A 22742-nucleotide genomic window follows, 5' to 3' on the forward strand; every position below is an offset into this window, starting at 1 on the left:
GGCGAACTTGTAGGTAGCCGAGTTGGCGCCGTACAACACGATGGCACGCCATACGCTCTCAGCGGTGACCACGCCACGTCGGTAATCCACATACGAAGTATCGGACAAAAAGGTGACATTTTGAGCCAGGAGCAGACGATCATCTACGGCAAGCTGGTCCGTGATCGGATCCCGGAGATCATCGAGGCCGACGGCCGGACGGCCAAGGTGCGCGTCCTTGATGAGTCGGAGCTGGTCTCCGCTCTGACAGCCAAGCTCGCCGAGGAGGCCGAAGAGCTGCGCCAAGCCGAGCCCGATGATCGCCTAGGGGAACTGGCTGACATCTACGAGGTGCTGGCCGCCCTCGCCGGAACACTCGGATCTCCGACGAGCAGGTCCAGGAGGCGGCACGCCACAAGCGGGCCAAACGGGGTGGCTTCAGCCGCCGACTGTGGCTTGACGGGGTGACGTCAGCTGAGTGAATCGTGCCGATCTTCGACGGCGACCGGGTTGGATGAAGTCACCTTCTGCACGATGTCGTTCAGCGCCAAGCCGCCGCGGGCGATGTCCGGGGCACCGCACACGATGCCTCGTGGGAACTACCGAACATAAATGGGTCTTGTCGGATAGCTGACGAGCGCTGACCTGTCGTTTACGACGAGTCTGTGCGATACGCGCAAGGTGGTGGATTCACCCCCCAGGAACAGCAGCGTCGCGAGCGGATACGGCTGGAAGCGGCCGAGATGTTCGCCAACGGGCAGAAGAACGCGGTGATCGCCCGCAAGCTGCGGGTCACTGAACGGTCGGTGGAACGATGGCGGCGTGCCTGGCGTGAAGGCGGCACCACGGCGCTGCACTCAGCAGGCCCGCCGGCGCTGCCCAAACTCAGTGCTGAGCAATTCGCGCGGCTGGAGACCGAGCTGGAACGCGGCCCGCTGGCGCATGGGTTCACCGACCAGCGCTGGACGTTGGCACGGATCAAGACGCTGATCGGGAAGATGTTCCACATCGGCTACACCGTGCCGGGAGTGTGGCTGCTGCTGCGGCGAAACGGCTGGTCATGTCAACGCCCGGTGCGGCGGGCGATCGAACGCCAGGAGCCGGCGATCGAGGTGTGGAAGAAGGAGATCTGGCCACAGGTGGAAGATCCGCGGCGGCCAAAGGCGCCTGGATCTGCTTCGAAGACGAAGCGGGCCAGGGCCTGAGGCCGCCTGCCGCCCGTAGCTGGGGCCCACGCGGGCGCACCCCGGTGGTGCACGTCCGCGGCGGCGGCACCGGGTATGTCTCCATCGCCGGGATCTGCTGCTACAAGCCAGGGCAGCGTTCCCGGCTGATCTACCGGCTGCATCTCTACCGCGGCCGCAAGGGCGAGTCCAAGAGCTTCGCCTGGACCGACTACCGCGACCTGCTCATCGCCGCACATCACCAGCTCGGCGCACCGATCGTGGTGGTCTGGGACAATCTCAATCGCCACCTGGTGCCGGGCATGAGAGCGTTCATCGACGAGCACGCCGAATGGCTGACCGTCTACCAGCTTCCCTCCTACGCCCCCGATCTCAACCCGGCCGAAGGCATCTGGTCGCTGCTCAAGCGTGGCGTGCTGGCCAACGTCGCCGTCGCCGGCCTGCCCCAGCTCGTCCGCGTCGTCAAGCGCGGTCTGAAGAAGATCCAGTACCGGCCACACCTGATCGACGGATGCCTCGCCGAGACCGGCCTGACCTTGACTTACACCCCACCCACACAACTCGACTTCACGAATTAAAGATCAGTAACCTGGCCTAAGATTATTAATGTATCTCCGCAGTCTGGCTACCAGATCTATGTTCAAGCATCCCAGGCCAAGGGTACAGGGATGTATCGTGTCTCTGATTCGGAGTATGTCAGCGCCGTAATCGATACAGTAGCCAGGATCCAGCGTCGGGAAATCGTCGGGTCGCCAGGTCAGCGGGATACAGCGAAGACCACTCAGCATATCAAGAGTGAAGTATGGCGGCGAGACCAAGGTAGGTGTGTGGAATGCGGATCGACTTCGTATCTCGAGTTCGATCACGTCATCCCGCGCAGTAAGGGTGGCGTTACGTCGGCAGGCAATTTGCAACTGCTGTGCCGTGCCTGCAATCTTCGCAAGAGTGACCGGATATAGATTCGCTGACGATCTGGCGCAGGTCGGTGACGGCAAGGGCGGACGACCCTGCTAACGCGGGTGCTAACAGCGTCCCGAGACGACGGTAGATGCCTGAAGGCACTGATCACGGTCAAAGGTGCTCTGACCAGGTTGGAAGAGGACCTTCCTGCCCTGAACGGTGTGCATGGTTAGTGAAGGTTCTGCACGAAGGTGCTGTAGGCCAACGTTGCGTCGTCGTGGGTCTTAAAGCGTGGCCAGCGTTGGCCGTGTGGGTCGCCGCGCTCGGCTGCGCGTACGTCCTCGATCAGGGCGGTGGGGCCTTGCGCACGGAGGACATTGAGGATGTCGGGCCAAGTGGCCAGGCGTCACATCTCCATGACGATGCTGGGCGCTGGCACGGCCCCCGCTTGGGCCCCTGTCTGGAACTGGATCACTCATCTCGACTACGGCGATGTCCCCACTGGGTGGCAAGTATTGGCACTGTAGGCACCCTGGTATTTGCGGCTACGACAATTCGTCAACAGAACAAGGCGCTTCAGATACAAATGACGCAACTCAATGCCGAACAAGAACGCGAAAATGAAAGGTGCCAAGAAGCAGCCCATGTCCGTCAACGTGAACAGGAAGCCCGTGCGCGACTGATCAGTGTCGAAGTCGGGGAGTTGGGGGTGTTCTCGGTCGAGCAGCAGCAACTGTTGGGGTTGATCAGGAAAAACCGTGAAGGTAGCGGAGTGGATGTCCTGCCCGCAGGATGGATCGCGGTCACCAACCATTCCTCTACCGGCGTCAGAGATGTCTGGGCGGGGCTGGGGGGCGTCCAACCCATCACATCTGGAAGGTGAGCAGCATTGGGCTGGAGCCGGAGGCGCGGACCTCGCTGCCTCTCCTGGCTGCTGGGGCGAAGGCATATTTCGTGCGCAGACAGTTCCCAGGGGGAGATTTCGCGAGTCTACCGGCCATGGTGAAGTTCACCGATGAGGACGGGCAGTGTTGGGAGCTCATCGGCGACAGAGAAGCACGTCGGATCGAAGATCCGAGGCCGTAGCGTGAGATTGCATCAAGGCGCGCAAAAGAGCTTGAAAGGTCGGGGTCTCATGGCGGAGCCGGGTCGGTGATCAGGCCGGTGTGAGCCATGAACGCGTCCAGCAGAGCGGGGCAGGTCGCGCTCCCCGGGAGTGTCCGGGACGGATTTCGGGACAAGGGCCGGCTGGTCCCCCGAGGGAGGACTTCGGCGCGCGGGGGGATCGTTTCCGTAGGGCGTTCAAGATCAACTCATGTGGGTTTCAGGCTCATGTGGGCTGCCCCCTAAATGGTTTGCCCGCAGATGGCGCGCACTGGGATGCTCGGCCGAGCAGGAACGGAGAGGAAACCGCAAAGTGGCCGTCACCGCATCCAGCAAGCCGTCCGAGTCCGAGCCGGAAGTCCGCACGGCGGCCGGCGTCCTCCGCGGCGGCCGGGAGGCGGGCCTGGCGGTCTTCCGCGGCATCCCGTTCGCCGAGCCGCCAGTCGGCGCCCTCCGTTTCGCCGCGCCGCAGCCGGTGTGCAGCTGGGACGGTGTGCGCCCCGCGGTCGCGTACGGCCCGCCGCCCCCGCAGTCCGGCGTGCTCGGGGTGTCCCAGGACACCGCCGGCGACGACTGGTTGACGCTCAACGTCTGGACACCGGAACCGGATCCGGCGTTAGGGCTCCCGGTGATGGTGTGGATCCCCGGCGGCGGTTACGCCATGGGAAACTCCAGCCTCCCGGAATACGACTCCGGGCACCTGGCCGGGAGCGGAGCCGTAGTCGTGACCCTCAACTACCGTCTCGGTATTGAGGGTTTCGCGCAGATCGACGGAGCCCCGGCCAACCGGGGACTGCTCGACCAGGTCGCGGCCTTGCAGTGGGTGCGGGACAACATCCGGACGTTCGGCGGCGACCCGGACCGGGTCACGGTCTTCGGGCAATCGGCGGGCGGCGGATCGGTCGCCGCGCTGCTCGCCATGCCGCGCGCCGCCGGGCTCTTCCGCCGGGCGGTCGCGCAGAGCGTGCCGGGGACGTTCTTCTCCCCCGAGCTGGCCGCCGACATCGCCGCCGCCTGCGCCGCCGAGCTGGGGGTACGGCCCACGGTGTCCGGCCTGTCGGTGGTGGCCCCGGCCCGGCTGCCCGCCGCGGGCGACGCGATCTTCGCCAAGACGGTCCAGTGGCGGGAGCGCTGGGGGCAGATCACACACCGGCCGATCCCGTTCGCACCGGTTGTCGACGGTGACGTCCTGCCGGTGACTCCTTGGCAGGCGCTGGCTGACGGCGCCGCCCGGGACGTCGGACTTCTCGTCGGGCATACTCGTGACGAGCACCGGTTGTTCAGCCTGATCGACGGCGTGCTCGGCCAGGTCACGCACGAGCAGACCGAGACCGCTCTGCACATGCTCGCCCCCGGCCCGGACGGCGCACGCCGATACCGGGAGGCATTCCCGGCTGCGGCCGATGAAGAGCTGTACGAACTGGTCAACGCGGACTGGCTGTTCCGCATGCCGAGCCTCCACCTTGCCGACGCGCAGATCGCCGGCGGCGGCCAGGCCCACCTCTACGAACTGACCTGGTCCGCCCCGGGATTGGGCGGTGCCCTCGGCGCCTGCCACGGCCTGGACGTGCCGCTCGTCTTCGGCAACCTGAGCAGCGGACAGCCCGCCATGCTGATCGGCGACCCGCCCTCCCCGGTGGCGGAGGAGCTGTCCGCGCAGATCCGCAGGGCGTGGACGGCGTTCGCCGCTCACGGCGACCCGGGCTGGCCTCCGTACGACGCCGACCACCGCCTCGCACAGCTCTTCGACACGCCGTCGATGGTCACCGCCTACCCGGAAGAGACCTCGCGGCTGCTGTGGCAGGACCACACCTTCCCGGCGCTCCCGCTGCTCGCGCGGTAAATGAAGCACGTCCACATGAACAAGACAGGCGATCTGTGGACGGCCAAACCCTGACCTGCGGGCAGAGAGCATGCAGCCACCCACCACCCCTCCCCCTGCAACCACAGGTGCCGATCCAGGAAGGTGTGGACCGGATCGTGGACCGAGAGAGCAGATCGCTACTGGGTTTGGGTGATTTGTGGAGGTAGGGGCGCGCAATCGGCGCAGGTAGATGCTGCAGGGCGCCTTCGCGTGCCCCTCGTACCTGATCAGGCTCGCAAGTACAAGGAAGCCGAGCGGCAGGACGTGCTCAAGGACCTGCTCGAGAAAGCCGTGGTCAAGTAAGTCGTCGCCCATTTCGGGGAGGCCCCGTGAGCCTCCCCGAAACAACGCCCGTCAGGTCGCCGCCAAGGCCTCCGTGGGTGCCAGGCGGGCCGCGCGGATCGCCGGATACAGGCCCGCGATCGCACCGATCACCACCGTCGCGCCGACGCCGCCCGCCAGCACCCACAGCGGCACGACCGTGGGCCACTTCTGCGTCGTGGCGTACATTCCGGTCACCAGATAGCCGAGCAGCGCACCGAACGCGCCGCCGAGCAGCGACAGGAGCAGCGACTCCGCGACGAACTGCGTACGGACCTGGCCCTTTGTGGCGCCCTGCGATCTGCGCAGGCCGATCTCCGAGCGCCTTTCCAGCACCGAGATCACCATCGTGTTGGCGACGCCGATCCCGCCCACGAGCAGCGCGACCGCGCCCAACCCGAGCAGCAATGCGTCAAAAGTCGCGTTCGTGGCCCGGCGCGCGGCCAGCGCGTCCGACGGCTTCGACACCTGCACCGCGCCCGGCGCCGACGGGTTGGCCGTGGGCGCGAGCACCGCACGCACCGCCTCCACCTGCGACTCCACCGACCGCGTGTAGACCGTCGTCGGATGCCCGTCAAAGCCCAGGTACGTCGTGGCCGCCGGCCATCCCATGAGCACCGCCGAGTCGAGCTCCGGCGCGAGCAGCACCTTCTGCAACACCCCGACCACGACCCACCACCGGCCGCCGATGTAGACGGCGGGCACGTTCCCGAGCCGCTCGGCCGCCGTCGCGCCGAGCACCACCGCCGGATACCGGTCGGTCGCCGCGTTGAGCCAGGCACCGTGGTCGAGCGTGCCGCCGACCGTCTTGAGCAGGTCGAGCTTGGCCGCGAGCACGGACAGGCCGCCGGACTGCGCCGCCGGGATCCGGTCGTTGCGATAGGCGTAGGTGTCACTGAGCACGCCGGTCGCGGTGACCGACTGCACCGGGCCGATCCACTTGATCATCGCGACCGACTCGTCGGGCAGCGTGGCCTGCTTGCCGAACATCGTTTTGCCGGGAGACACGGTCAGCATGTTGGTGCCGAGCTTCGCGAGTTCCTGGTCGAGGTCGGCGCGGCTGGAGGCGGAGATGCCGACCACCGCGGTCATCGCCGCGATGCCGATCGCGATGCCCAGCGCCGACAGCACGGCGCGCAGCGGGCGCGAGCGCAGGCCGTATCCGCCGAGCCGGGCCAGGTCCGACGGGCGCAGCCGGGCGGGCCGCAGCGAGCCTTTGGTCCGATTGTGGATGGTGGGCGAGGCGGTTGGGGCGGACATCTCAGATCACCTGCCCATCGCGCATCGGCACCTGCCGCGGCAGGCTGTCCGCGATTTCGCGGTCATGCGTGATGACCAGGATCGTCGTGCCCGCCTCGTTCAGCTCGCGCAGCAGTTTCATCACCCCGGCGCCGGAGACCGAGTCGAGGTTTCCGGTCGGCTCGTCCGCGAGCAGTAGCGGCGGGTCGCCCGCGACCGCGCGGGCGATGGCCACCCGCTGGCGCTCGCCGCCGGAGAGCTGGTAGGGGCGGTGGGTGAGCCGGTCGCCCAGGCCGACCCGCACCAGCGCGGCCTCGGCGCGCCGCTCGCGTTCCCGCTTGCCGACGCCGGTGTAGAGCAGGCCGTCGGCGACGTTGCCCAGCGCGTCCCGCCCCGGCGCGAGGTGGAACTGCTGGAAGACGAAGCCGATGCGCCGGGCGCGCAGCGCGGAGAGCTGCCGGTCGGACAGCGACGCCACGTCGTGCCCGTCGATTCGCACGGTGCCCTGCGACGGCCGGTCCAGCGTGCCGACCAGGTTCAGCATCGTGGACTTGCCCGAGCCCGACGGCCCGACGATCGCCAGCAGTTCGCCGTAGTCGACGACCAGGTCGACCGAGCGCAGCGCGGTGACCCCGCCGGGGTAGGTCTTGGTGACACCGGCGAGTTCGATCACCGGGTGGCCGACGAGGGTGTCCGGGGCGGTCACGACGGTTGCGAGGGGATTCACGACGGCATCGCCACTTTCGTGCCGGCCTGCAGCCCGTTCCCGGTGATCTCCACCTTGCCGTCGGCGAAGAGCCCGGTCTCCACCGCCACGATTCGCGTCGTGCTTCCGTCGACGACCTGCACCCCGTACCCGCCCTCGGCGAGCGCGAGTAGCGCAGCCACCGGAACGGCCAGCACGTTCGGCCGCTTGCCGGCGGTGAAAGCGACGGTGATGGCAGCCGTGCCCATGCTCTTGACCGCCGAGGTGAAGCGGATCGTCACCTGGATCTTGGTGGTGTCCGCTTCGCCGTTGTCGCCCTGGCTCACGACCGTGGCGAGCTTGATGATCTTGCCTGGGACGACCTTCCCGTTGGGAAGTGTGATCTGCACCGTGGCGCCCTGCTTGGCGAGCCGCCCCGAGCTCGTGTCCAGCCCGACCGTGGCCAGCGGCGAGGTGCCGGTGACCTTCTCCACGGTGGCGCCGGGCCCGACCACGGTCCCCACCTGCGTACTCAGCGAGTCCACGCGCACCGCGCCGGCGGCGTACACGATCTGGCTGGGATCCACCGTGCCGATCTTGGGCAGATCGAGATCGTCCTGCCAGTCTTTGACCGCGGAAGCGGTCGCCCAACTGTATGTCTTGTCGACGGTGAAGCCGCGGTAGCCGAGCGCCCGGAGGTTCTGCTCGAACTGCTTGACATCGGCGCCCTTGACGCCCGTCGAGAGCGTGCGATAGGCGGGGAGCGAGCCGTAGAGCAGGGTGACCGGCTTGTTGTCGAGGTGGAAGATCGCCTTGCCGCGGGTGATCGTCGCGCCCTCCGCGGGCAGCCCGGTCACGGTGCCGTTGCCGCGCGACGAGATCGTCGTGGTGTCGCCGTGGGCGAGCGTGCCGTCGCGGTTCTCCCGGTCGATCAGCGTTTGCTTGGTGATGTCGGCGGTGGACGCAGGCGTGCTATTGGCGGAGCTGGGGTTTTCCTCCGCCTCCGGCAGGTTGAAGACCGTGATCGCGGCGGCCACGGCACCGACCAAGAGCACACCGGCGACCACACCCACGGTGCGTCGTGCACCCATCAGGAGTTCCCACCGCTCTTCCGAGGCGGCAGGTACTTAGCGCACTCCTGCATCGCCTTCTGGAAGGCCGGGTCGTCGGGCTTGATACCAGAAACTTCGGAGTCGAACTTGATGGAGCCGTTCGCGTCGGGGTCGGGATACTTCGCGAATCCGTGGTCCCGTATGCACTGCGACACCTGCCGCAGCTTATTGAGATCCTCCGCGCTGATCTGTTGGCCTTGCCGGCCCTCCCAGGGGGAGTACGCCTTGCACGCCTCCTCCGCCTTATCAACCTTGCTCTGGTCGGCGCCGTCGGGGGCGTGCACCCCCAGATTGCCCTCGGCATCCGGGTCGGGGAACCACGTGAGGCCCTGATCCCGCATGCACTGCGAGAATTTCAGCGCCGAGGCCTGGTCGTTTCCCGCCGTCGCGCTGGCGCCGGCCTTGGGCGTGCCGGAGGTGGCGGTCGCCACCGTTGGGTCATCATGACGGGCGCAACCCGCCGTTCCCACGGCAAGCAGCAAAGCAACCGCGACAAGAGTTTGTCGCATCGTCTTCTTCGCCGGCGGCTTATTCGTATTCGTGGACATGCGTTATGTTCTACGCTTCGACCGGTCACACGACGGGCACAGAAAACGCTTAACCGCTATTACTCGGCTTTTCTGCAGCCGGGAAAAGCACCCTGATCGCGAGGCCGCCCTCCGGCCGGGCACGCACGGTCAGGTCCGCCGAGTGGGCAGCGGCGATCGACTGGACGATGGACAGCCCGAGGCCGTGATGACCGTCGTCGGCCGTCCGGTCGAGCCGCTGGAACGGGCTGAGAAGCTGGTCCACCATCTCCGGCGGGACGGGCCGCCCGGTGTTGGTCACCGACAGGAAGGAGCGCGCGCCCTCCGTGCCCGTCGCCACCTCCACCCGCCCGTCCGGGACGTTGTAACTCATCGCGTTGTCGACCAGGTTGGCCACCAGCCGCTCGACGAGGGCGGGGTCGCCGGTGACCCGGGCGGGCCGGACCTCCGCCGCGACGGCCAGGTCTTGTCGTCGCGCCTCCGGGTCGGCGGCCCGCAGCACGTCGCCGGTCAGCCTGGACAGGTCGACGCTCACCAGGCGGTCCAGGCCGCGCTCGCTGGTCGCCAGGACGAGCAGCGACTCGAGGAGCCGGGCCTGCTGCTCACTGACGGCCATCAATTGCTCGAACTGCCCGCGGAACGAGTCCGCCGTCGCGTCCGGGTCGATGACGGCTTCCTCCAGCAGGGCGTGTTCCAGCGTCAGCGGCGTACGCAACTCGTGTGCGGCGTTGGCGACGAACCGCTTGTGCGAGTCGAGTGCCGCATCCAACCGGCCGAGCAGCCCGTCGACGGTGTCCGCGAGATTCTTGAGCTCGTCGCGCGGCCCGGTGACGGCCAGCCGCTCGTGCACATTTCGCGCCGAGATGCGCTGGATGCTGGTTGTCATGGTCTGCAGCGGCCGCAGCACCCGCCCGGCCACCAGCCAGCCGAGCACGGCCGAGAGCACCGACATGAGGGCGAGCGCCACGCCCGACTGCACGAGCAACTGATGCATGATCTCCGCCTGCTGCCGGCGGGCCTGCTCCCGGACCGCCTCGGCGATGCGCCGCTCCGCCTCGGGCAGCTGGGCGTCCCCCGGCAAGGTCTCCCCCAGGTAGATGCTGACGCTCCGCCCACCGGACGGCGTCGTGCTGGTCGTGGACATCGCGACGTTCGGCCCGCTGTGCGCGAACAGAAGATAGGTGATGGCCAGCAGAACGGCGCCGGATAGCAGGAAGAGCACGCCGTACAGGAGGGTGAGCCGCAGCCGGACCCGCATGCCGGAAATCTTGGACTTCAGGCCCATGAGGATCCCATCCCGTTCAGATTCGATAGCCGGCCCGGGGAACGGTCTGAATGACGGGCGGCTCACCAAGCTTCGACCGGAGGCGGTTCATGGTCGCCTTCACCGTCGTCGTGAACGGGTCGGTGGCCTCGTCCCACACCCGTTCCAGGAGTTCCTCGGCGGAGACGACCCGGCCCTGCGCGGCGAGCAGGTATTCGAGGACGGCCAGCTCCTTGGGGTTGAGCGCCAGCCGCGCCCCGGCCCGGGTGGCGACCCGCTGGGCCGGGTCGAGCGCCAGGTCACCGCGCACCAGCACGGGCGGCACGGCGGGCTGGGAACGCCGGCCGAGCGCCCGGATGCGGGCCACCAACTCGGGATAGGCGAACGGCTTCGGCAGGTAGTCGTCCGCGCCGATGGTGAGGCCCTGCACCCGGTCGGCGATGGTGCCGGCCGCGGTCAGCATGAGCACCCGGGTGCGCAGCGGCTCCCGCATCAGCCGACGGCACACCTCGTCGCCGGAAACACCCGGCAAATCCCGGTCGAGGACCACCACGTCATAGTCGACCTCGACGGCGCGGTCGAGGGCCGTCGTCCCGTCATACGCCACGTCGACCGCCATGCCCTCGCGCCGCAGAACCCGTGCCACCGAATCGGCGAGCCGCACGTGATCCTCAACCACCAGGACCCTCATCCGTCTCTCTCCCGACCGCCCGTGTCCGCCTCCGATCCGGAACGCCAGCGTACGGGTGAGACGGTCACATGGTTGTCACAACGGCCCCCGGCATGGCGAACACCAGCTCTACGGTGGCGGGGCGCCCCTACAGGCACCGACCCTTGACGTCTACGAGGGCACAGAGATGACCTCGTGGCTGCGCGCCCGCGTTGGGGTGTGGAGTCGCACTCGGTCGGCGACTGCCTCCGCGTGGTGATGAGAGAACACTGCGAACACCGCCGCTTCGCGGTGCGCGACCTCGCGCTGCTCGAAGCGCGCTGAGTTCGGCAGTGCCGGAGCTCGCCACGACGCGAATGCAATATCGATTCAACAACGTCCTGACATGCCGCGCGCAGCGAACTCGTTGGTTCGCCTGCTGGTCAGACATCGACGGCCAGGCGGACCGTCACCATGTCGCCTAACTCAAGCCCTTCGGTCTTCCGCACCCACGCCTTCACCGGCACGAGGTACCGCCCATCTTTCGGGAACAGCGATGTCTTCCACCCGGTTCCCCCGACCTGCGCCGTGACCGGGATCATCCCCCAGCCGTAGGTCACGAGGGCAGAAGTCGCTTCCAGCTCACCGCACTCCTGTTCGGGAACGGTGATGAAGTGCCACGGTGCCGGGCCTTTCCAGAACCACATCTCGCCGCTGAACTCCAGGTTCGTTCGATCAGGATAGGAGCCGACCAGTTCCAGCAGAAGCGTTCACGCGGCCAGTTGACCGGCGATCGCGGCCGTGTTCGACATCCGCTCATGCCGCTGATCGGGGGGCAGGGGGTACGCACAGGTGCTCGACTCTGCCGATGAGCGTGTGGGCAGCCCAGGCGGCATTCACGCTGTGAGAAGTCGGGACGCGGCGCGCGGCGTCAGCGACGCGAACGCCGCGCCCACGGTGAGCTGAAGCTACTCGTTGCTGGCGGGCATTGGCGTCGCTCATTCCTCCACGTCGACGGTGGACAGCGGCACGGTGGCGGCGGACCGCAGTCTCGCGTGGATGGCGGTCCGGGCGCGCCGGTAGGCAACAGGGTCGTCGTGTAACAGCGATGTGGCGTTGGCCATCTCCAGCAGCGCGATCAACTCGAAGGCGAGCTGTTCGGCATCGGTCGTCTTCACGAGGTCGCCGAGTTGGCGTGCGTCCTCGATCGTGCGTGTCATCAGGCGGGTCCAGTCGAGGCCGGCGGCAGCTACCGCGTCGCGAACGGGGCCCGGGCGGGCATCGAACTCGGCGGCAACGGTGAAGAAGAAGCATCCGCCCGGGAACACCCGCCGCTGTGAGTAGTTCAGCCAGGTGTCGCACAGCCGCCACAGTCGATGCAGGCCCGGCGCGATGGCCATGGCGGGCTGGACCACCTCGTCCAGGTACACGGCGGACGCGGCGCGCAGGGTGGCGAGCTGAAGTTCCTCCTTGGAGCCGAAGTAGCCGAACAGCCCGCTCTTGCTCACGCCGAGGTCGGCGGCAAGCCGTCCGATCGACAGGCCCTCCAGGCCGTCCTTCGAGGCGATGTCCGCCGCGCGACGAAGGATCGTCGCGCGGGCACGCTCGTCACGTGGCCGACCCGCCATGCCGGAACCCTACCCTCGTTGATTCGCTCATTCAGCGTACGGACGTTCGGTTGATCGTAACTCAGCACGTGCTATCGTCCTTTTCAAGCACGAACGATCGTGCTTAAAATAGGGAAGGTTGATGGGGATGTCGGACGTCGAAAGGGGTCGCGTGCTGCGGACCTCATGGACACCGGGGCCGGACGTTGACGCCACCGGCGCCGTGCTCGTCGCGGTGACGGCGTTCCGCGCCGACCACGCGCGGGACCTGCCCGGGATCTACCGGGCCGGCATGCGCCTGCGCAGCGCCTGGCCGGACCTGGCAGGTGCGGTTGGCATGTGGTTGTGGACCAAACCGCTGAGGCGCCAGTGCGGTTCGGTGTCGGTCTGGCGAGACCAGGACGCGCTACGGCAGTTCGTGGCATTGCCCGACCACGTGGTGATCACGAAGCGGTACCGACGGCGTGGCCGTCTGACATCGACCACATGGGCGGCCGAGCGGTGCGAACCGTCAATCATCTGGCGGGAGGCCCGCGCGCACCTTACGGATCGGTGAGCCGCTGAGAGATCAGTCGCACCCTACTGGGGAGGACATCCGACTCTGCCGAGTGTCGTGCGTTTCGGCGTCCTGTTCGTGTGGGGTCGTGGCGGGTGCTGCCGAATACGTGGGCAGACGACATGGCCGGGCGTCGCTGGTGTGTTTCGGGATGGGCGGCGGTCACTTCCAGGCGTGCCGCAACCCGTCGACGAACGCGGCGAACTCGGCCCGCTGCTCATCGGTCATCGGGTCCTTCGGGATCGTGACCGCCTGGATCTTGCCGAACATGATGTACCAGACCTCGGGGGTCTCGATGGCGCGGCCGAGGCCGGCCCACCGAAACCGCGACTCGGCTAGCGGGTAGGTCACGGTGACCCACTCGTCGTCCAGAGTCACGTGAGACCCGTCCTTGATGACGTTGGACTGCGCACGCATTGACCAAGTCAACGTGATCGGTGCGATCGCGACCACGAACAGCAGGCCGAGGATCACGGCCAGGTAGGCGAGCGGCGTCGAGGGGTCCAGTGCCAGCAGGGCAAGGCCGAGGACGATCAGCACTCCGCCCAGGATGCGGATGAGTTTCATCTGTGGACGGAGGAGGAATTGGAGTGTTCGCCGTAGCCGTTTCTCGTCGTGGGGGACCCACATGGATATCTGCACCGTCGCATCCTAGATCGAGCGTCAATGGGTGCTGGCGGCCACGCCATCAGCCTGCTCGCGCTCGCGTGGCGGTGTCTCGCAGCGCCCGACGAACGTGCGGGGACTGTGGGGCGGCAGACTGCTTCATCGCTCCGGGGCGCCCACAGTCAGCGGAAGGACGTTTGGGCGTTACCGCATCAACTGCTGGTACGGCTCAGACGACCCCGCTTTCGTAGGCGAGCACCACCAACTGGACGCGGTCGCGGGCGCCGAGTTTGGCGAGTACGCGAGAGACGTGCGTCTTCACGGTGGCTTCGCCGAGGTAGAGCCTCGCCGCGATCTCGGTGTTGGACAGACCCGCGCCGACCAGTCGCCACACCTCGAGTTCGCGTGCCGTGAGCTCGGCGGCGCCGGATGGCATCGCCGCGGCAGGTGGGCGACGGACGTACGCCTCGATGAGGCGGCGGGTCACCGACGGGGCGAGCAGGGTGTCTCCTGCCGCGACCGCGCGGACGGCCGCCACGAGTTGGTCGTCGGGGATGTCTTTGACCAGGAAGCCCGCGGCGCCGGCGCGCAGCGCCTCGTACACGTACTCGTCCAGGTCGAACGTGGTCAGCATGACTACCTTCGAGGCCGACCCGGCCAACTCGCGGGCCGCGGCGAGGCCGTCGACGATCGGCATCCGGATGTCCATCAGGATCACGTCGGGCGTCAGCTCACGGGCCAGCTCGACTGCCATCCTGCCGTCCCGGGCTTGGCCGACTACTCCGATATCCGGTTCAGCCGACAGGATTGTGTGGAGGCCAGCGAGCACCATTGACTGGTCGTCGGCCAGGAGGACGCGGATCACGCCGCCTCCGGGGGAGCCGGACGATACGACCCTTCCGCCGAAGGGTCCCCGGCCGGGAGCGTTGCCCGTACGACGAATCCTCCGTCTGGAAGCGAACCCGCGGCGAGGCTGCCCTCGCGGGCGGCAACGCGTTCGGCCATGCCGCGCAGGCCGTGACCAGGCCCAGCCGGGGGGGCGGCCGCCATGCCGGCCTGCGGCGGACCATTGGTGACCTCCACGGTGATCGAGCCGCCATCTTCTCTCACGGTGACGGAAACGACGGCCCCCGGCGAATGGCGGGCCGCGTTGGTCAACGCCTCCTGTACGAGCCGGTAGGTCGTGTGGTCGATGGGCGCGGACACGTAGGTCTTCACGCGAAGCCCGCAGGTGCGGGCCCGGGAGACCAGGGCGTCGAGATTCGTACGCGGCTCCAATGGATCCTCCATCGCCAGCCACAGCACGAGCGGGCGGAGTTCTGAGACCACTTCGGCGACGGTCTGTCCGAGGACCCGGACGTGCTCGGCGGCCAGGTCGGGGGCGGTGTGCCACACGCGGCGCGCGGCCGTAGCCTGCAGCACGATGACCGTCAGGGCGTGCCCGGCCGCGTCGTGTAGCTCCCGGGCCAGTCGAGCCCGCTCGGCTCGTACCCGCTGCGCCACAAGCGCTGCCTGCTCGGCGCGCTCGCTCACCACCGCGTCCGCCTGCGCGGCGAGAGCGGTGGCGGCCGAGTGCAGTGCCACGCCGGCGGCCCAACAGCCCACCACGAGCGCATACAAGGGGACGACGACGCTGGCGTTCACATCGGCACCGCTGTCCACTATCGCCGCGCCGGTCGTGGCACCGAGGCACATCGCCAGGCCTGCCACCGCCCGTACGGACCGGCAGAGCAGACCGACGACCAGCGGAGCGATGAGCGTGCACGGCACCAGTGTCAGGCCGCCCAGCGGATCTGGGGGCAAGGCCACGGCCACGTAGGCGACCGTAGCGGCCGCACATACGGTCACCGCCCTCAACGGAGCCCGCCGTGACCACGCCAGCGGCAGGATGGTCGCCACCGTCAGGGCCGCCCCTGTGGGGAAACGAACAGCACTGCCCACAGTCGATGGATCCAGACCGACCGCCACGACCGCGTACACCGCGACGCCCACGCCGAGGAGGCGGTCGGCAAGAGCAGGGCCCAGCAGGCTGCGGCGAGCGAGCTCCGAACGGGGGTCCGGCTTGTCCACTTCGGGCAGAGCCGCCTGTACCCGGGCCCGAAGGACGGCCAGCGGCTCGATCGGCCGCAGACCTTCCGTGCCGCGGATGCGCAGGTCGCCGACGAGGCTACGCATGGCCCCCAACACCTCCCGCGCGATGCGTTCGACGTGGCCCACCTGATCCAGGGTGCGCGCCTGCCCGGCAGTGCGCAGCTCGTCGAGACCGCGCAGAACAACGAGCTCGATGTCCGAGGTGACGCGGTCGCGTTCCGCCGCGACCTGCGACGTCACGCGTTGCTCACCCAGCCGTTCCAACGTCTCAACGGAGTCGCGAAGCCGGCGCGCGAGATGGTGGCGCGTGCCTGCGAGGGTTCCCACGACGGTTGGAGCGAGAACGAGAAGGCCGACGAAGAAGGCGATGGCGGACCCGTGCGAGTAGCCCTGCGGGGGCCCGAGATATTGCGCCCCACACACCCCGGCGACCGCGGCGGCCAACCCGACGACCAGCTGACGGGGGGTGCCGTAAGCCGCGAGCGAGTAGGTGGCGATCATGATTGCGAGAAACGCGGGTGCTTCGCTCCCGGACGGTGCGGCCACCACCTCCACCAGCACCACCACGATCGCCGCCCCGAGCGCCGGCAGCGGCCGGCGGCGTCGCTGCGCCATCGCCATCAGTCCGGCGGACGCGACGACGGCCCCCACTCGCGATACCACGCCGGCCGGCCCCGTGACCGCCACGCCTGCCGCCATGGCGAGCGTCAGGGCGACGGCGAACCATGTGTCGGCACGGGTCGGGAGTTCCACAGATTTGACGATAGGTGCCCGGTCAGCTCAGTGCGTCAGCGCACCGGCGGAGAAATATGTCCGCCCGGGGGCGGACGCGATATCCGTTCGCGGCCTGACGCTTCACCGCCATCGCCCGCCTAGCGTCGACCTCCTCACCCGACCGAAGGAGACGACCATGTCGACACCGGCCGCGGCGGCCAAGGAACAAGGAACCCGTTCCCGGTCCGCCGTCATCATCGCGGAGATAGGGCTCATCTTCGGCACGCTCGCGGGCGCCGTCCTGGCCGCGATAGACCTGTTCGCGACCACCAGCGACACCACGTACACGTCCCCGATGGACTATGTCTTCACCGCCGACGGGTTCCCGTTTGTGCTCGGCCCGCTGCTCGCGATCACCGGGATCCATTCGATCCAGCGCCCTCGGGACGGTCTGGCCGGCCGGATCGGCTTCGCCGTCACGGCTGTTGGCCTGATCGGCTTCCTGCCGCCGTTGGTGGCGTCACTGGTCACGAAGCAGGCGGAAGCGCTGGGCCCCGTCTACTTCCTGTCCATGCTCACGTCGCTCATCGGAGTCATCGTGTTCGCGGTAGGCACCGTACGGGCCAGGGTGCTCCCCTGGTGGGCCGGCCCGGCCCTGGCGGTCACGTGGCTCGTCGGCGGACCGGTCGGAGAGGGTGGACCGATGGGCTTAAAGGGCTCCGCGCTGCTCCTCGCCGCCGTCCTCCTCACCATCGCGATCATCCTGCCCGGCCGCGCCGCCCGCGCCGCAGCCGCAATACCGTAGCCGGCACGGCCTCCCGATCCCGACCCCATCCGGTGTCCCGCCCGGATGGGGGCCCTCGATTCTTCCGAGACACATACGCCGTACCCCGTTCGGGACAGATAGACAATTCGGTGGCGAGGTCCCAACCGGGCAAGGGCAGGTCATACAGGGAAATGACCGCGAGGGATTCTGGCCCCCGTCACGACGTCCTGGCTGGGTTCACGCGGGTTGACTCCCTCGTCGGGACATCGTCAGCAACACATTCGGGATCGTCGGTTTTCACCGCGATCGGAGTGAAGGTGCTGGTCTCACCGGACGCGACCGGGGACGAGACGACCATCGTCACCACCGTTCCTGCGACCCAGCCCGTACCCGAACAGGCCTGACCAGACGCATCGCCGCCGCCGGGACCGCCAGCGCGGTTCACCGCGACCCCTGGACCCCTCGAATCTCGAAGCGCCGGCGGCGCCGACGACGCGAACGGTGGCGCATTTCTGGAGCAGCGCCGTCGACCCCAACAACGGCGTCACCTATGGCTACAACATGGCTGGGTCTGTCCCGCCGCCGGTGAATCCAATGGGTGAGGTAGGCGACGACGTCGGCGCTTGAAAAGACGTCGCAGTCGCCGACCCCACGCCTGCCATGGCACTGCTCCCGGTCGCCGCGGTGCCGATCGCGCCCGTCCGGGCCGCCGCACTCCTCCTGCCGGCCCGGCTGGGCCTTACTCCCGTGCCTCACCGCCCGGGCCGGGACGGGACCCCGGTCGGATGTGCCCGGGACAGGTCCCGATGGACCGTTGTGGCACTCGGCCGGATCCCGGCCGGTCACGAACGGAGCCTCCAATGACATCGCTCGACAGTCCGGTCCGCACCGCGTCGCCCGCGGCCTCCTGGAGCGTGGCGGCCCGCGTCGCCGGCGCGCTCACCCTGACTCTGTCCGGGCTGCTGTGGGCAGTCGCGGACCTCATCGAACCCGATCTGAACGGCGCGGACTCGCTGACCTGGACCGCTGCCCACCCCGGCCCAGCCGGGATCGCCATCACGGCCGACATGCTCGCCACGCCCTGCCTCCTCGGCGCCACCGCCGTCTGGCTGCTGCTGTCCCGGCGCCGATCCCCGCGGCTCGCGTGGGCCGGGGCAGTGCTGCTGGTCCTCGGGCTCACCGGGCAGGCCATGATCATGGGGGTCGGGCTGGTCGGCTACATGGTCGCCAGAAGCGGGGAGATCGACCCCGCGGTCTTCTCTGCGGTGGTAGGCGACGGCCCCGACCCCTCGCTGCCGGGAACGGTCTTCATGGCGATGTTCTTCGTGGGGGCCTTCGTCGGTATCGTCGTGATGATGGTGGCCGTCTGGCGCTCCCGCGCCCTCCCTCGGGCGGCCGCGGCACTGCTGGTCGCCTTCCAGTTGACCGAGCTGGTTAATCCGCCGTTCCCGAGCACGCTGATCGCGGCGGCGGGGTTGGTTTGGATGGCGGTGGCGCTGCTGCGCACGCCCGTGGCGGAGAGCATCGACGGCCGCGGCGGCGTGATGGAGCGGCGATGACCTTTACCGGCCCGGCGACCGTGGCGGTCTCGGCGGATAACGGCCGCCGGGGCGCCCGGTCCACGGCGGCCGTCGCCCTCGGCGTCGCCGCCGTGGTCGAGGTGCTGCTGTGGGTCGTCCTCGCGCGGGTGAACGGGCAGGCTCCGGCCAGGCTGGTCAGCGAGAACGAGGTGACCGGGGCCGCCGTGGCGGTGTCCTTCGGCGTCGTGGGGGCGGTGGTCGTGCGCAGCCGGCCGAACCACGCGCTCGGCTGGATCTTCGTCGCGGAGGGCCAGCTCCAGGGGCTGTGCGTGCTCGGCGCACAGTACGCGCAGCGGACGCCGCCGCTGCCGCTGGCGGGCGTGGCCGCCTTCCTCGGGGCCTACGTGTGGTTCCCCGGGATGCTGCTCGCGGCCGCGTTCATCATCCCCCTGTTCCCCGACGGCAGGGCCGCCTCGCCGAGGTGGCGTCCCCTGCTGTGGGTGGGAGGCGCCGCCGTCACGTGCGGCACGGTGGCCGTCGTCCTGTCGGGCGCGCCGATGCGGGACGAGTTCCCCCGGTGGACCGATCCTCTCGCCCTGCCGCGTGGGGCCGACGCGACGCTGGAGGCGGTGGTGGGGGCGTCGCTAGCTGTGGCGGTCGCCTGCGGTCTGGCGGGCGCGGTGGGACTGGTGCTGCGCCTGCGACGGGCTGAGGGGCCCGAGCGGCGGCGCATCGGCTGGTTCTTCGTCCCCTTCCTCGTCGGGCTGCTTGCCCAGCTGCCGCGGGACGACACCGGGTTGCTTCCCGCCGCGGCGTGGGGGTTCTTCCCCGTTGCGCTGGGCGTGGCGACGGTCCGCCACGGGCTGTTCGGGGCCGACCGCCTGCTCAGCCGCACTCTCGTCTACGTCGCGCTGACCGTCCTGGTCGCGGGGGTGTTCGGGCTGTTCGTCGGTCTGGCCTCGAACGTCCTCGGCGGTCAGGGCACCGGCGCAGTGGCCGCCGCCGTGGTGATCGCTCTCGGCTTGTCGCCCGCCCGGGCGCTGGTCCAGCGGGCGATCGACCGCCTCCTGTACGGGGGCAGCCGCGACCCCTACACCGTCATCACGGATCTGGGACGCCAGCTGTCGGCGGCGATCGCCCCCGACGAGGTGTTGGCGATCATCGTGCGGACGGTGGCGGCCGGCCTGCGCCTGCCGTACGCCGCGGTGACCCTCGAGGGGGAGGACCTCCCCGCCTCCCTGTACGGCGAGCCGTCCGCCGCCCTCGTCCACCTGCGGCTCCGGCACGCGGGGCAGGACGTGGGGCGGCTAACGATCGGGCTCCGTGAGGGGCAGCGCCGGCTCGACCCGGCCGACGAGCGTCTCCTGCACGACTTCGCCCGGCACGCGGGCGCCGCCGCCGACGGCGTCCGGCTCACCCGTGACCTGCGGCGCTCCCGGGACCGGGTGCTGGCGGCCCGGGAGGAGGAGAGGCACCGCATCCGGAGGGACCTGCACGACGGGCTCGGCCCGACGCTGGCCGGGGTCGCGCTCGGCCTGGGCGCGGCACGGAGGGCGGTCGGCGAGTCCGGCCCCGCCGAGCTGCTCGGACGTCTGGAGTCCGAGGTCGTCGGCGGCTTGGACGAGGTGCGCCGCATGGTCGCCGATCTGCGTCCGGCGGGGCTCGCGGACCTCGGCCTCGTCGCGGCCGTGCGGCGGCACGCGGATACGCTGTCGGCCCGGACGGGCGGTGCTCTGTCGATCACGGTCACGGCCCCGGAGGACCTGCCGTCGCTCGTCTCCGCGGTCGAGGTGGCGGCTTACCGCATCGTGCTGGAGGCGCTGACCAACGTGGCCCGGCACGCAGATGCCCAGGTGTGTGAGGTCGACGTGTTTACCGGTCCGGGCGTGCTCCGGCTGGCCGTACGGGACGACGGCGTGGGCATCGAGCGGAGCCGGCCGGGCCGGGGGATCGGGTTGCGGTCGATGGTGGAACGGGCGGCCGAGCTCGGTGGAACGTGCGAGGTCGGCCCCGCCGACGGCGGGGGCACGCTGGTCCTCGCGATGCTGAGGCTGGAGGGATGAGGTGACCGCCGAGGAGCCGATCAGGGTGCTCATCGCCGATGACCACCCGATGTTCCGGTACGGCCTGCGCGCGGCGCTCGCCGACGTGGACGGGCTGGTCGTCGCCGGTGAGGCGGCGGACGGCCGGGCCGCCGTCGAACTCGCCGCCGACTTAGGCGTGGACGTGGTGCTGATGGACCTCGACATGCCGGACACGAACGGCATCGAGGCGATCGGCGAGCTGCGGACGCGGCTCCCCGAGGTGGCGGTGCTGGTGCTCACGATGTTCGACAACGACGAGTCGCTTTTCACGGCGATGCGGGCGGGAGCGCGCGGCTACCTCGTGAAGGGCGCCGAGCAGGAGCAGATCGTCCGCGCGGTCAGGGCGGTCGTCCTGGGAGAGGTGATCTTTGGAAGCGGCGTCGCCGAGCGCGCCCTCGCCTACTTCGCCGCGGCCCCCGCCGGAGGCCGGGCCGCCCGGCCCCTGCCCGAGCTCACCGACCGGGAGATCGAAGTGCTGCGACTGGTCGCCGACGGGCTCAACAACAGCGAGATCGCCCGCCGCCTCTTCCTGAGCGAGAAGACGGTGCGCAACCACGTATCCAGCATCTTCGCGAAGTTACGGGTCGACGACCGGGCGCAGGCCATCGTACGGGCCCGGCGCGTGGGATTCGGCACCCCGGAACCCGGGGGCCCGGGGACGGTGTGAACCGGATCGCCGCCCCGGCCGGGGTGCGGGCTGTTCAGCAGTCCACGAGTTCGGGCTTCTGGTTCAGGATCTGGGCCGGGGCGTACGAACTCGGCGAGGGCGTCCGTCGTCGTTGGGTGGAACACGGCCACCCGGTGACAGTTCTGGAACGCCAGTCGTACGCCGCCGGGCTGCGCCTTCTCCCCGAAGCGGATGTTCTCGAAGCTGGTTCGGCGTGATGGAGTCGTGCGGGGTTATCCGGTGCCGAGCGCGCGGGAGAGCAGGGTGCGCCGATTGCGGGTTCCGGTCTTGCTGAAGATCGACTTCAAATGATCCTGCACGGTGTTCGCGCTCAGGAACATGCTGGTGGCGACGGCGCGGGTGTCGGCCCCTGTCGTCAAGTGCATCAGGAGCTCTGTCTCGCGCGTGGTCAGCCCGAAGGCCCGGGCGAACACAGCCGTCCGTTCGCCGGGCGAAGCCCCCTCGATTGTGACGGCGATCTGTGCGTCGGAGCGGCTGGCCGGGCCGAGACGTGCAGCGCGGAGCGTGAGCCACCGTCCCGCGGCAAGATGCACCCGAGCGCAGGGTGGCTGCAGGTCTATCCCCTCCTCGACCGCCACGAGTTGTGCTGCGACGTTGTAGGCGCTGGCCGGGACGGGTTCCATGCCCGCGTCCGGTGGCAGCATCCGCATCAGGTAGTCGTGTGTCTGCGGGGTTTGCTCGAGCACCTGCATGTCTGGAGCGAGCAGCAGGACAACCGGACCAGGACCCTGGGCGCCACCGGTGGCAGTGAACGTGCGTGCCTGGCACCGGCGCAGGTCCTCTGTCAGCCGCTCCGCGATGCCATCGAGGAATGTCAGCTCGGGACTGGTGAAAACGCCGCCGACGCGCCACAGGTCGAGGAAGCCCCAACAGCCGTACCGGTCTCGGAAGACCGTTGAGGCGATGTCGGAAACACCGTGAGCACACAACAGCTCGCGCCACACTAGGCTGTCCGCGGGCCTGACGAGTCGAGCCGTGGCGGCCAGACTCGTCCACCGGTTCGCCTCGGTCAGGTACTTGAGGCGGATCAACTGCGGCAGCGCCGGCATGAGCGTCGGTGGTATCGAGGCGAGCGGTTCCGTTCCGACGGACGTCTCCGGATCCGTCAGGGGCCAGACGTACGCGTCAAACGGCACGACGCGGCCGATCTCGATCAGGACTTGCGACCGTAGCGTTCGCGAGTCGGTCGCTACCCGGCTGATCCGCCGCACCCGCTCCACGGCCGCTGCATACACCACCGCACCAACATAAAGCCCCCAGACATCTGGGATAGGCGGCGCGC

23 protein-coding genes and 1 pseudogene are annotated in these 22742 nt (G+C 68.9%); 11 read left to right on the plus strand and 13 right to left on the minus strand.

Going from position 1 to position 22742, the window contains the following annotated elements; all coding sequences use genetic code 11:
• Positions 1 to 120 precede the first annotated feature (120 nt).
• From MYF83_RS10150 to MYF83_RS10170, 6 genes are all read left to right on the plus strand, one after another.
• Positions 121 to 447 carry a nucleoside triphosphate pyrophosphohydrolase gene (locus MYF83_RS10150; protein WP_248959984.1) on the plus strand — a complete coding sequence of 109 codons (327 nt, stop codon included), beginning with the start codon at positions 121 to 123 and terminating at the stop codon, positions 445 to 447.
• Positions 448 to 644: 197 nt separating this feature from the next.
• A complete protein-coding gene (locus MYF83_RS43655) occupies positions 645 to 1184 on the plus strand; it encodes a helix-turn-helix domain-containing protein (RefSeq protein WP_248959985.1) in 540 nt (179 codons plus the stop codon).
• Complete coding sequence (locus MYF83_RS10160) at positions 1094 to 1741, plus strand: transposase (RefSeq protein ID WP_248959986.1); 648 nt, start codon at positions 1094 to 1096, stop codon at positions 1739 to 1741. The genes MYF83_RS43655 and MYF83_RS10160 overlap by 91 nt, the downstream gene beginning before the upstream one ends.
• Positions 1742 to 1831: 90 nt before the next feature.
• Positions 1832 to 2122, plus strand: a complete 291-nt coding sequence (locus MYF83_RS44230; protein ID WP_372500121.1) for an HNH endonuclease — start codon at positions 1832 to 1834, stop codon at positions 2120 to 2122.
• Positions 2123 to 2568: 446 nt separating this feature from the next.
• Positions 2569 to 2946 carry a hypothetical protein gene (locus MYF83_RS10165; RefSeq protein WP_248959987.1) on the plus strand — a complete coding sequence of 126 codons (378 nt, stop codon included), beginning with the start codon at positions 2569 to 2571 and terminating at the stop codon, positions 2944 to 2946.
• 534 nt (positions 2947 to 3480) lie between these two features.
• Positions 3481 to 5010 carry a carboxylesterase/lipase family protein gene (locus MYF83_RS10170; RefSeq protein ID WP_248959988.1) on the plus strand — a complete coding sequence of 510 codons (1530 nt, stop codon included), beginning with the start codon at positions 3481 to 3483 and terminating at the stop codon, positions 5008 to 5010.
• A gap of 375 nt (positions 5011 to 5385) precedes the next feature.
• On the opposite strand, the gene MYF83_RS10175 is transcribed toward MYF83_RS10170, so the two are convergent.
• The 8 genes from MYF83_RS10175 to MYF83_RS10210 all read right to left on the minus strand — a co-directional run bounded on the left by MYF83_RS10175 (position 5386) and on the right by MYF83_RS10210 (position 12456).
• Positions 5386 to 6612 carry an ABC transporter permease gene (locus MYF83_RS10175; protein WP_248959989.1) on the minus strand — a complete coding sequence of 409 codons (1227 nt, stop codon included), beginning with the start codon at positions 6610 to 6612 and terminating at the stop codon, positions 5386 to 5388.
• Position 6613: 1 nt separating this feature from the next.
• Positions 6614 to 7318 (minus strand): ABC transporter ATP-binding protein, encoded by a 705-nt coding sequence (locus tag MYF83_RS10180; protein ID WP_372500122.1) that lies wholly within the window; start codon positions 7316 to 7318, stop codon positions 6614 to 6616.
• Positions 7315 to 8367 (minus strand): peptidoglycan-binding protein, encoded by a 1053-nt coding sequence (locus MYF83_RS10185; RefSeq protein ID WP_248959990.1) that lies wholly within the window; start codon positions 8365 to 8367, stop codon positions 7315 to 7317. Before MYF83_RS10185 ends, MYF83_RS10180 begins: the two co-directional genes overlap by 4 nt.
• On the minus strand, positions 8367 to 8936 hold the full coding sequence (locus tag MYF83_RS10190) for a hypothetical protein (protein ID WP_248959991.1): 570 nt from the start codon (positions 8934 to 8936) through the stop codon (positions 8367 to 8369). The genes MYF83_RS10185 and MYF83_RS10190 overlap by 1 nt, the downstream gene beginning before the upstream one ends.
• A 49-nt stretch (positions 8937 to 8985) precedes the next feature.
• On the minus strand, positions 8986 to 10200 hold the full coding sequence (locus tag MYF83_RS10195; RefSeq protein ID WP_248959992.1) for a sensor histidine kinase: 1215 nt from the start codon (positions 10198 to 10200) through the stop codon (positions 8986 to 8988).
• A gap of 16 nt (positions 10201 to 10216) precedes the next feature.
• Positions 10217 to 10870 carry a response regulator transcription factor gene (locus MYF83_RS10200; RefSeq protein WP_248959993.1) on the minus strand — a complete coding sequence of 218 codons (654 nt, stop codon included), beginning with the start codon at positions 10868 to 10870 and terminating at the stop codon, positions 10217 to 10219.
• A gap of 401 nt (positions 10871 to 11271) precedes the next feature.
• Positions 11272 to 11535 (minus strand): DUF1905 domain-containing protein, encoded by a 264-nt coding sequence (locus tag MYF83_RS10205; protein ID WP_248959994.1) that lies wholly within the window; start codon positions 11533 to 11535, stop codon positions 11272 to 11274.
• 291 nt (positions 11536 to 11826) lie between these two features.
• On the minus strand, positions 11827 to 12456 hold the full coding sequence (locus MYF83_RS10210) for a TetR/AcrR family transcriptional regulator (RefSeq protein ID WP_248959995.1): 630 nt from the start codon (positions 12454 to 12456) through the stop codon (positions 11827 to 11829).
• A 127-nt stretch (positions 12457 to 12583) separates the two neighbouring features.
• Between MYF83_RS10210 and MYF83_RS10215 the strand changes: the two genes are divergently transcribed.
• Positions 12584 to 12991 (plus strand): hypothetical protein, encoded by a 408-nt coding sequence (locus MYF83_RS10215; RefSeq protein ID WP_248959996.1) that lies wholly within the window; start codon positions 12584 to 12586, stop codon positions 12989 to 12991.
• Between the two features lie 162 nt (positions 12992 to 13153).
• Here the strand turns inward: MYF83_RS10215 and MYF83_RS10220 are convergent, their stop codons facing one another.
• The 3 genes from MYF83_RS10220 to MYF83_RS43660 form a co-directional block, all read right to left on the minus strand.
• The gene (locus tag MYF83_RS10220; protein WP_248959997.1) at positions 13154 to 13558 is read right to left on the minus strand and encodes a YcxB family protein; all 405 of its coding nucleotides are present in this window, start codon (positions 13556 to 13558) and stop codon (positions 13154 to 13156) included.
• 268 nt (positions 13559 to 13826) lie between these two features.
• Positions 13827 to 14462: a response regulator gene (locus MYF83_RS10225; RefSeq protein WP_248959998.1), complete on the minus strand. Its 636-nt coding sequence runs from the start codon at positions 14460 to 14462 to the stop codon at positions 13827 to 13829.
• Complete coding sequence (locus MYF83_RS43660; protein ID WP_248959999.1) at positions 14459 to 16441, minus strand: sensor histidine kinase; 1983 nt, start codon at positions 16439 to 16441, stop codon at positions 14459 to 14461. The genes MYF83_RS10225 and MYF83_RS43660 overlap by 4 nt, the downstream gene beginning before the upstream one ends.
• A 157-nt stretch (positions 16442 to 16598) precedes the next feature.
• Between MYF83_RS43660 and MYF83_RS10235 the strand changes: the two genes are divergently transcribed.
• The 4 genes from MYF83_RS10235 to MYF83_RS10250 all read left to right on the plus strand — a co-directional run bounded on the left by MYF83_RS10235 (position 16599) and on the right by MYF83_RS10250 (position 21439).
• Positions 16599 to 17207, plus strand: a complete 609-nt coding sequence (locus MYF83_RS10235) for a hypothetical protein (protein WP_248960000.1) — start codon at positions 16599 to 16601, stop codon at positions 17205 to 17207.
• Positions 17208 to 18028: 821 nt separating this feature from the next.
• Positions 18029 to 18727 (plus strand): hypothetical protein, encoded by a 699-nt coding sequence (locus MYF83_RS10240; RefSeq protein ID WP_248960001.1) that lies wholly within the window; start codon positions 18029 to 18031, stop codon positions 18725 to 18727.
• A complete protein-coding gene (locus MYF83_RS10245) occupies positions 18724 to 20751 on the plus strand; it encodes a sensor histidine kinase (RefSeq protein ID WP_248960002.1) in 2028 nt (675 codons plus the stop codon). Before MYF83_RS10240 ends, MYF83_RS10245 begins: the two co-directional genes overlap by 4 nt.
• 1 nt (position 20752) lies before the next feature.
• Positions 20753 to 21439: a response regulator gene (locus MYF83_RS10250; RefSeq protein WP_248960003.1), complete on the plus strand. Its 687-nt coding sequence runs from the start codon at positions 20753 to 20755 to the stop codon at positions 21437 to 21439.
• 34 nt (positions 21440 to 21473) lie between these two features.
• On the opposite strand, the pseudogene MYF83_RS44235 reads toward MYF83_RS10250, so the two are convergent.
• Both MYF83_RS44235 and MYF83_RS43665 read right to left on the minus strand, forming a co-directional pair.
• A pseudogene (locus tag MYF83_RS44235) lies at positions 21474 to 21603 on the minus strand (SCO5389 family protein); the annotation flags it as partial.
• Positions 21604 to 21672: 69 nt separating this feature from the next.
• Positions 21673 to 22698, minus strand: a complete 1026-nt coding sequence (locus tag MYF83_RS43665) for a helix-turn-helix transcriptional regulator (protein WP_248960004.1) — start codon at positions 22696 to 22698, stop codon at positions 21673 to 21675.
• Positions 22699 to 22742 lie beyond the last annotated feature (44 nt).

The sequence above is a fragment of the Sphaerisporangium perillae genome (assembly GCF_023276435.1).
GTDB classification, from domain to species: domain Bacteria; phylum Actinomycetota; class Actinomycetes; order Streptosporangiales; family Streptosporangiaceae; genus Sphaerisporangium; species Sphaerisporangium perillae.

Coding starts and splice junctions, on each gene's coding strand:
- MYF83_RS44230 (WP_372500121.1), top strand. CDS start 1,832: ATGTATCGTGTCTCTGATTCGGAGTATGTCAGCGCCGTAATCGATACA.
- MYF83_RS10175 (WP_248959989.1), bottom strand. CDS start 6,612: ATGTCCGCCCCAACCGCCTCGCCCACCATCCACAATCGGACCAAAGGC.
- MYF83_RS10185 (WP_248959990.1), bottom strand. CDS start 8,367: ATGGGTGCACGACGCACCGTGGGTGTGGTCGCCGGTGTGCTCTTGGTC.
- MYF83_RS10190 (WP_248959991.1), bottom strand. CDS start 8,936: ATGTCCACGAATACGAATAAGCCGCCGGCGAAGAAGACGATGCGACAA.
- MYF83_RS10195 (WP_248959992.1), bottom strand. CDS start 10,200: ATGGGCCTGAAGTCCAAGATTTCCGGCATGCGGGTCCGGCTGCGGCTC.
- MYF83_RS10200 (WP_248959993.1), bottom strand. CDS start 10,870: ATGAGGGTCCTGGTGGTTGAGGATCACGTGCGGCTCGCCGATTCGGTG.
- MYF83_RS10205 (WP_248959994.1), bottom strand. CDS start 11,535: ATGTGGTTCTGGAAAGGCCCGGCACCGTGGCACTTCATCACCGTTCCC.
- MYF83_RS10210 (WP_248959995.1), bottom strand. CDS start 12,456: ATGGCGGGTCGGCCACGTGACGAGCGTGCCCGCGCGACGATCCTTCGT.
- MYF83_RS10215 (WP_248959996.1), top strand. CDS start 12,584: ATGTCGGACGTCGAAAGGGGTCGCGTGCTGCGGACCTCATGGACACCG.
- MYF83_RS10220 (WP_248959997.1), bottom strand. CDS start 13,558: ATGAAACTCATCCGCATCCTGGGCGGAGTGCTGATCGTCCTCGGCCTT.
- MYF83_RS10235 (WP_248960000.1), top strand. CDS start 16,599: ATGTCGACACCGGCCGCGGCGGCCAAGGAACAAGGAACCCGTTCCCGG.
- MYF83_RS10240 (WP_248960001.1), top strand. CDS start 18,029: ATGACATCGCTCGACAGTCCGGTCCGCACCGCGTCGCCCGCGGCCTCC.
- MYF83_RS10245 (WP_248960002.1), top strand. CDS start 18,724: ATGACCTTTACCGGCCCGGCGACCGTGGCGGTCTCGGCGGATAACGGC.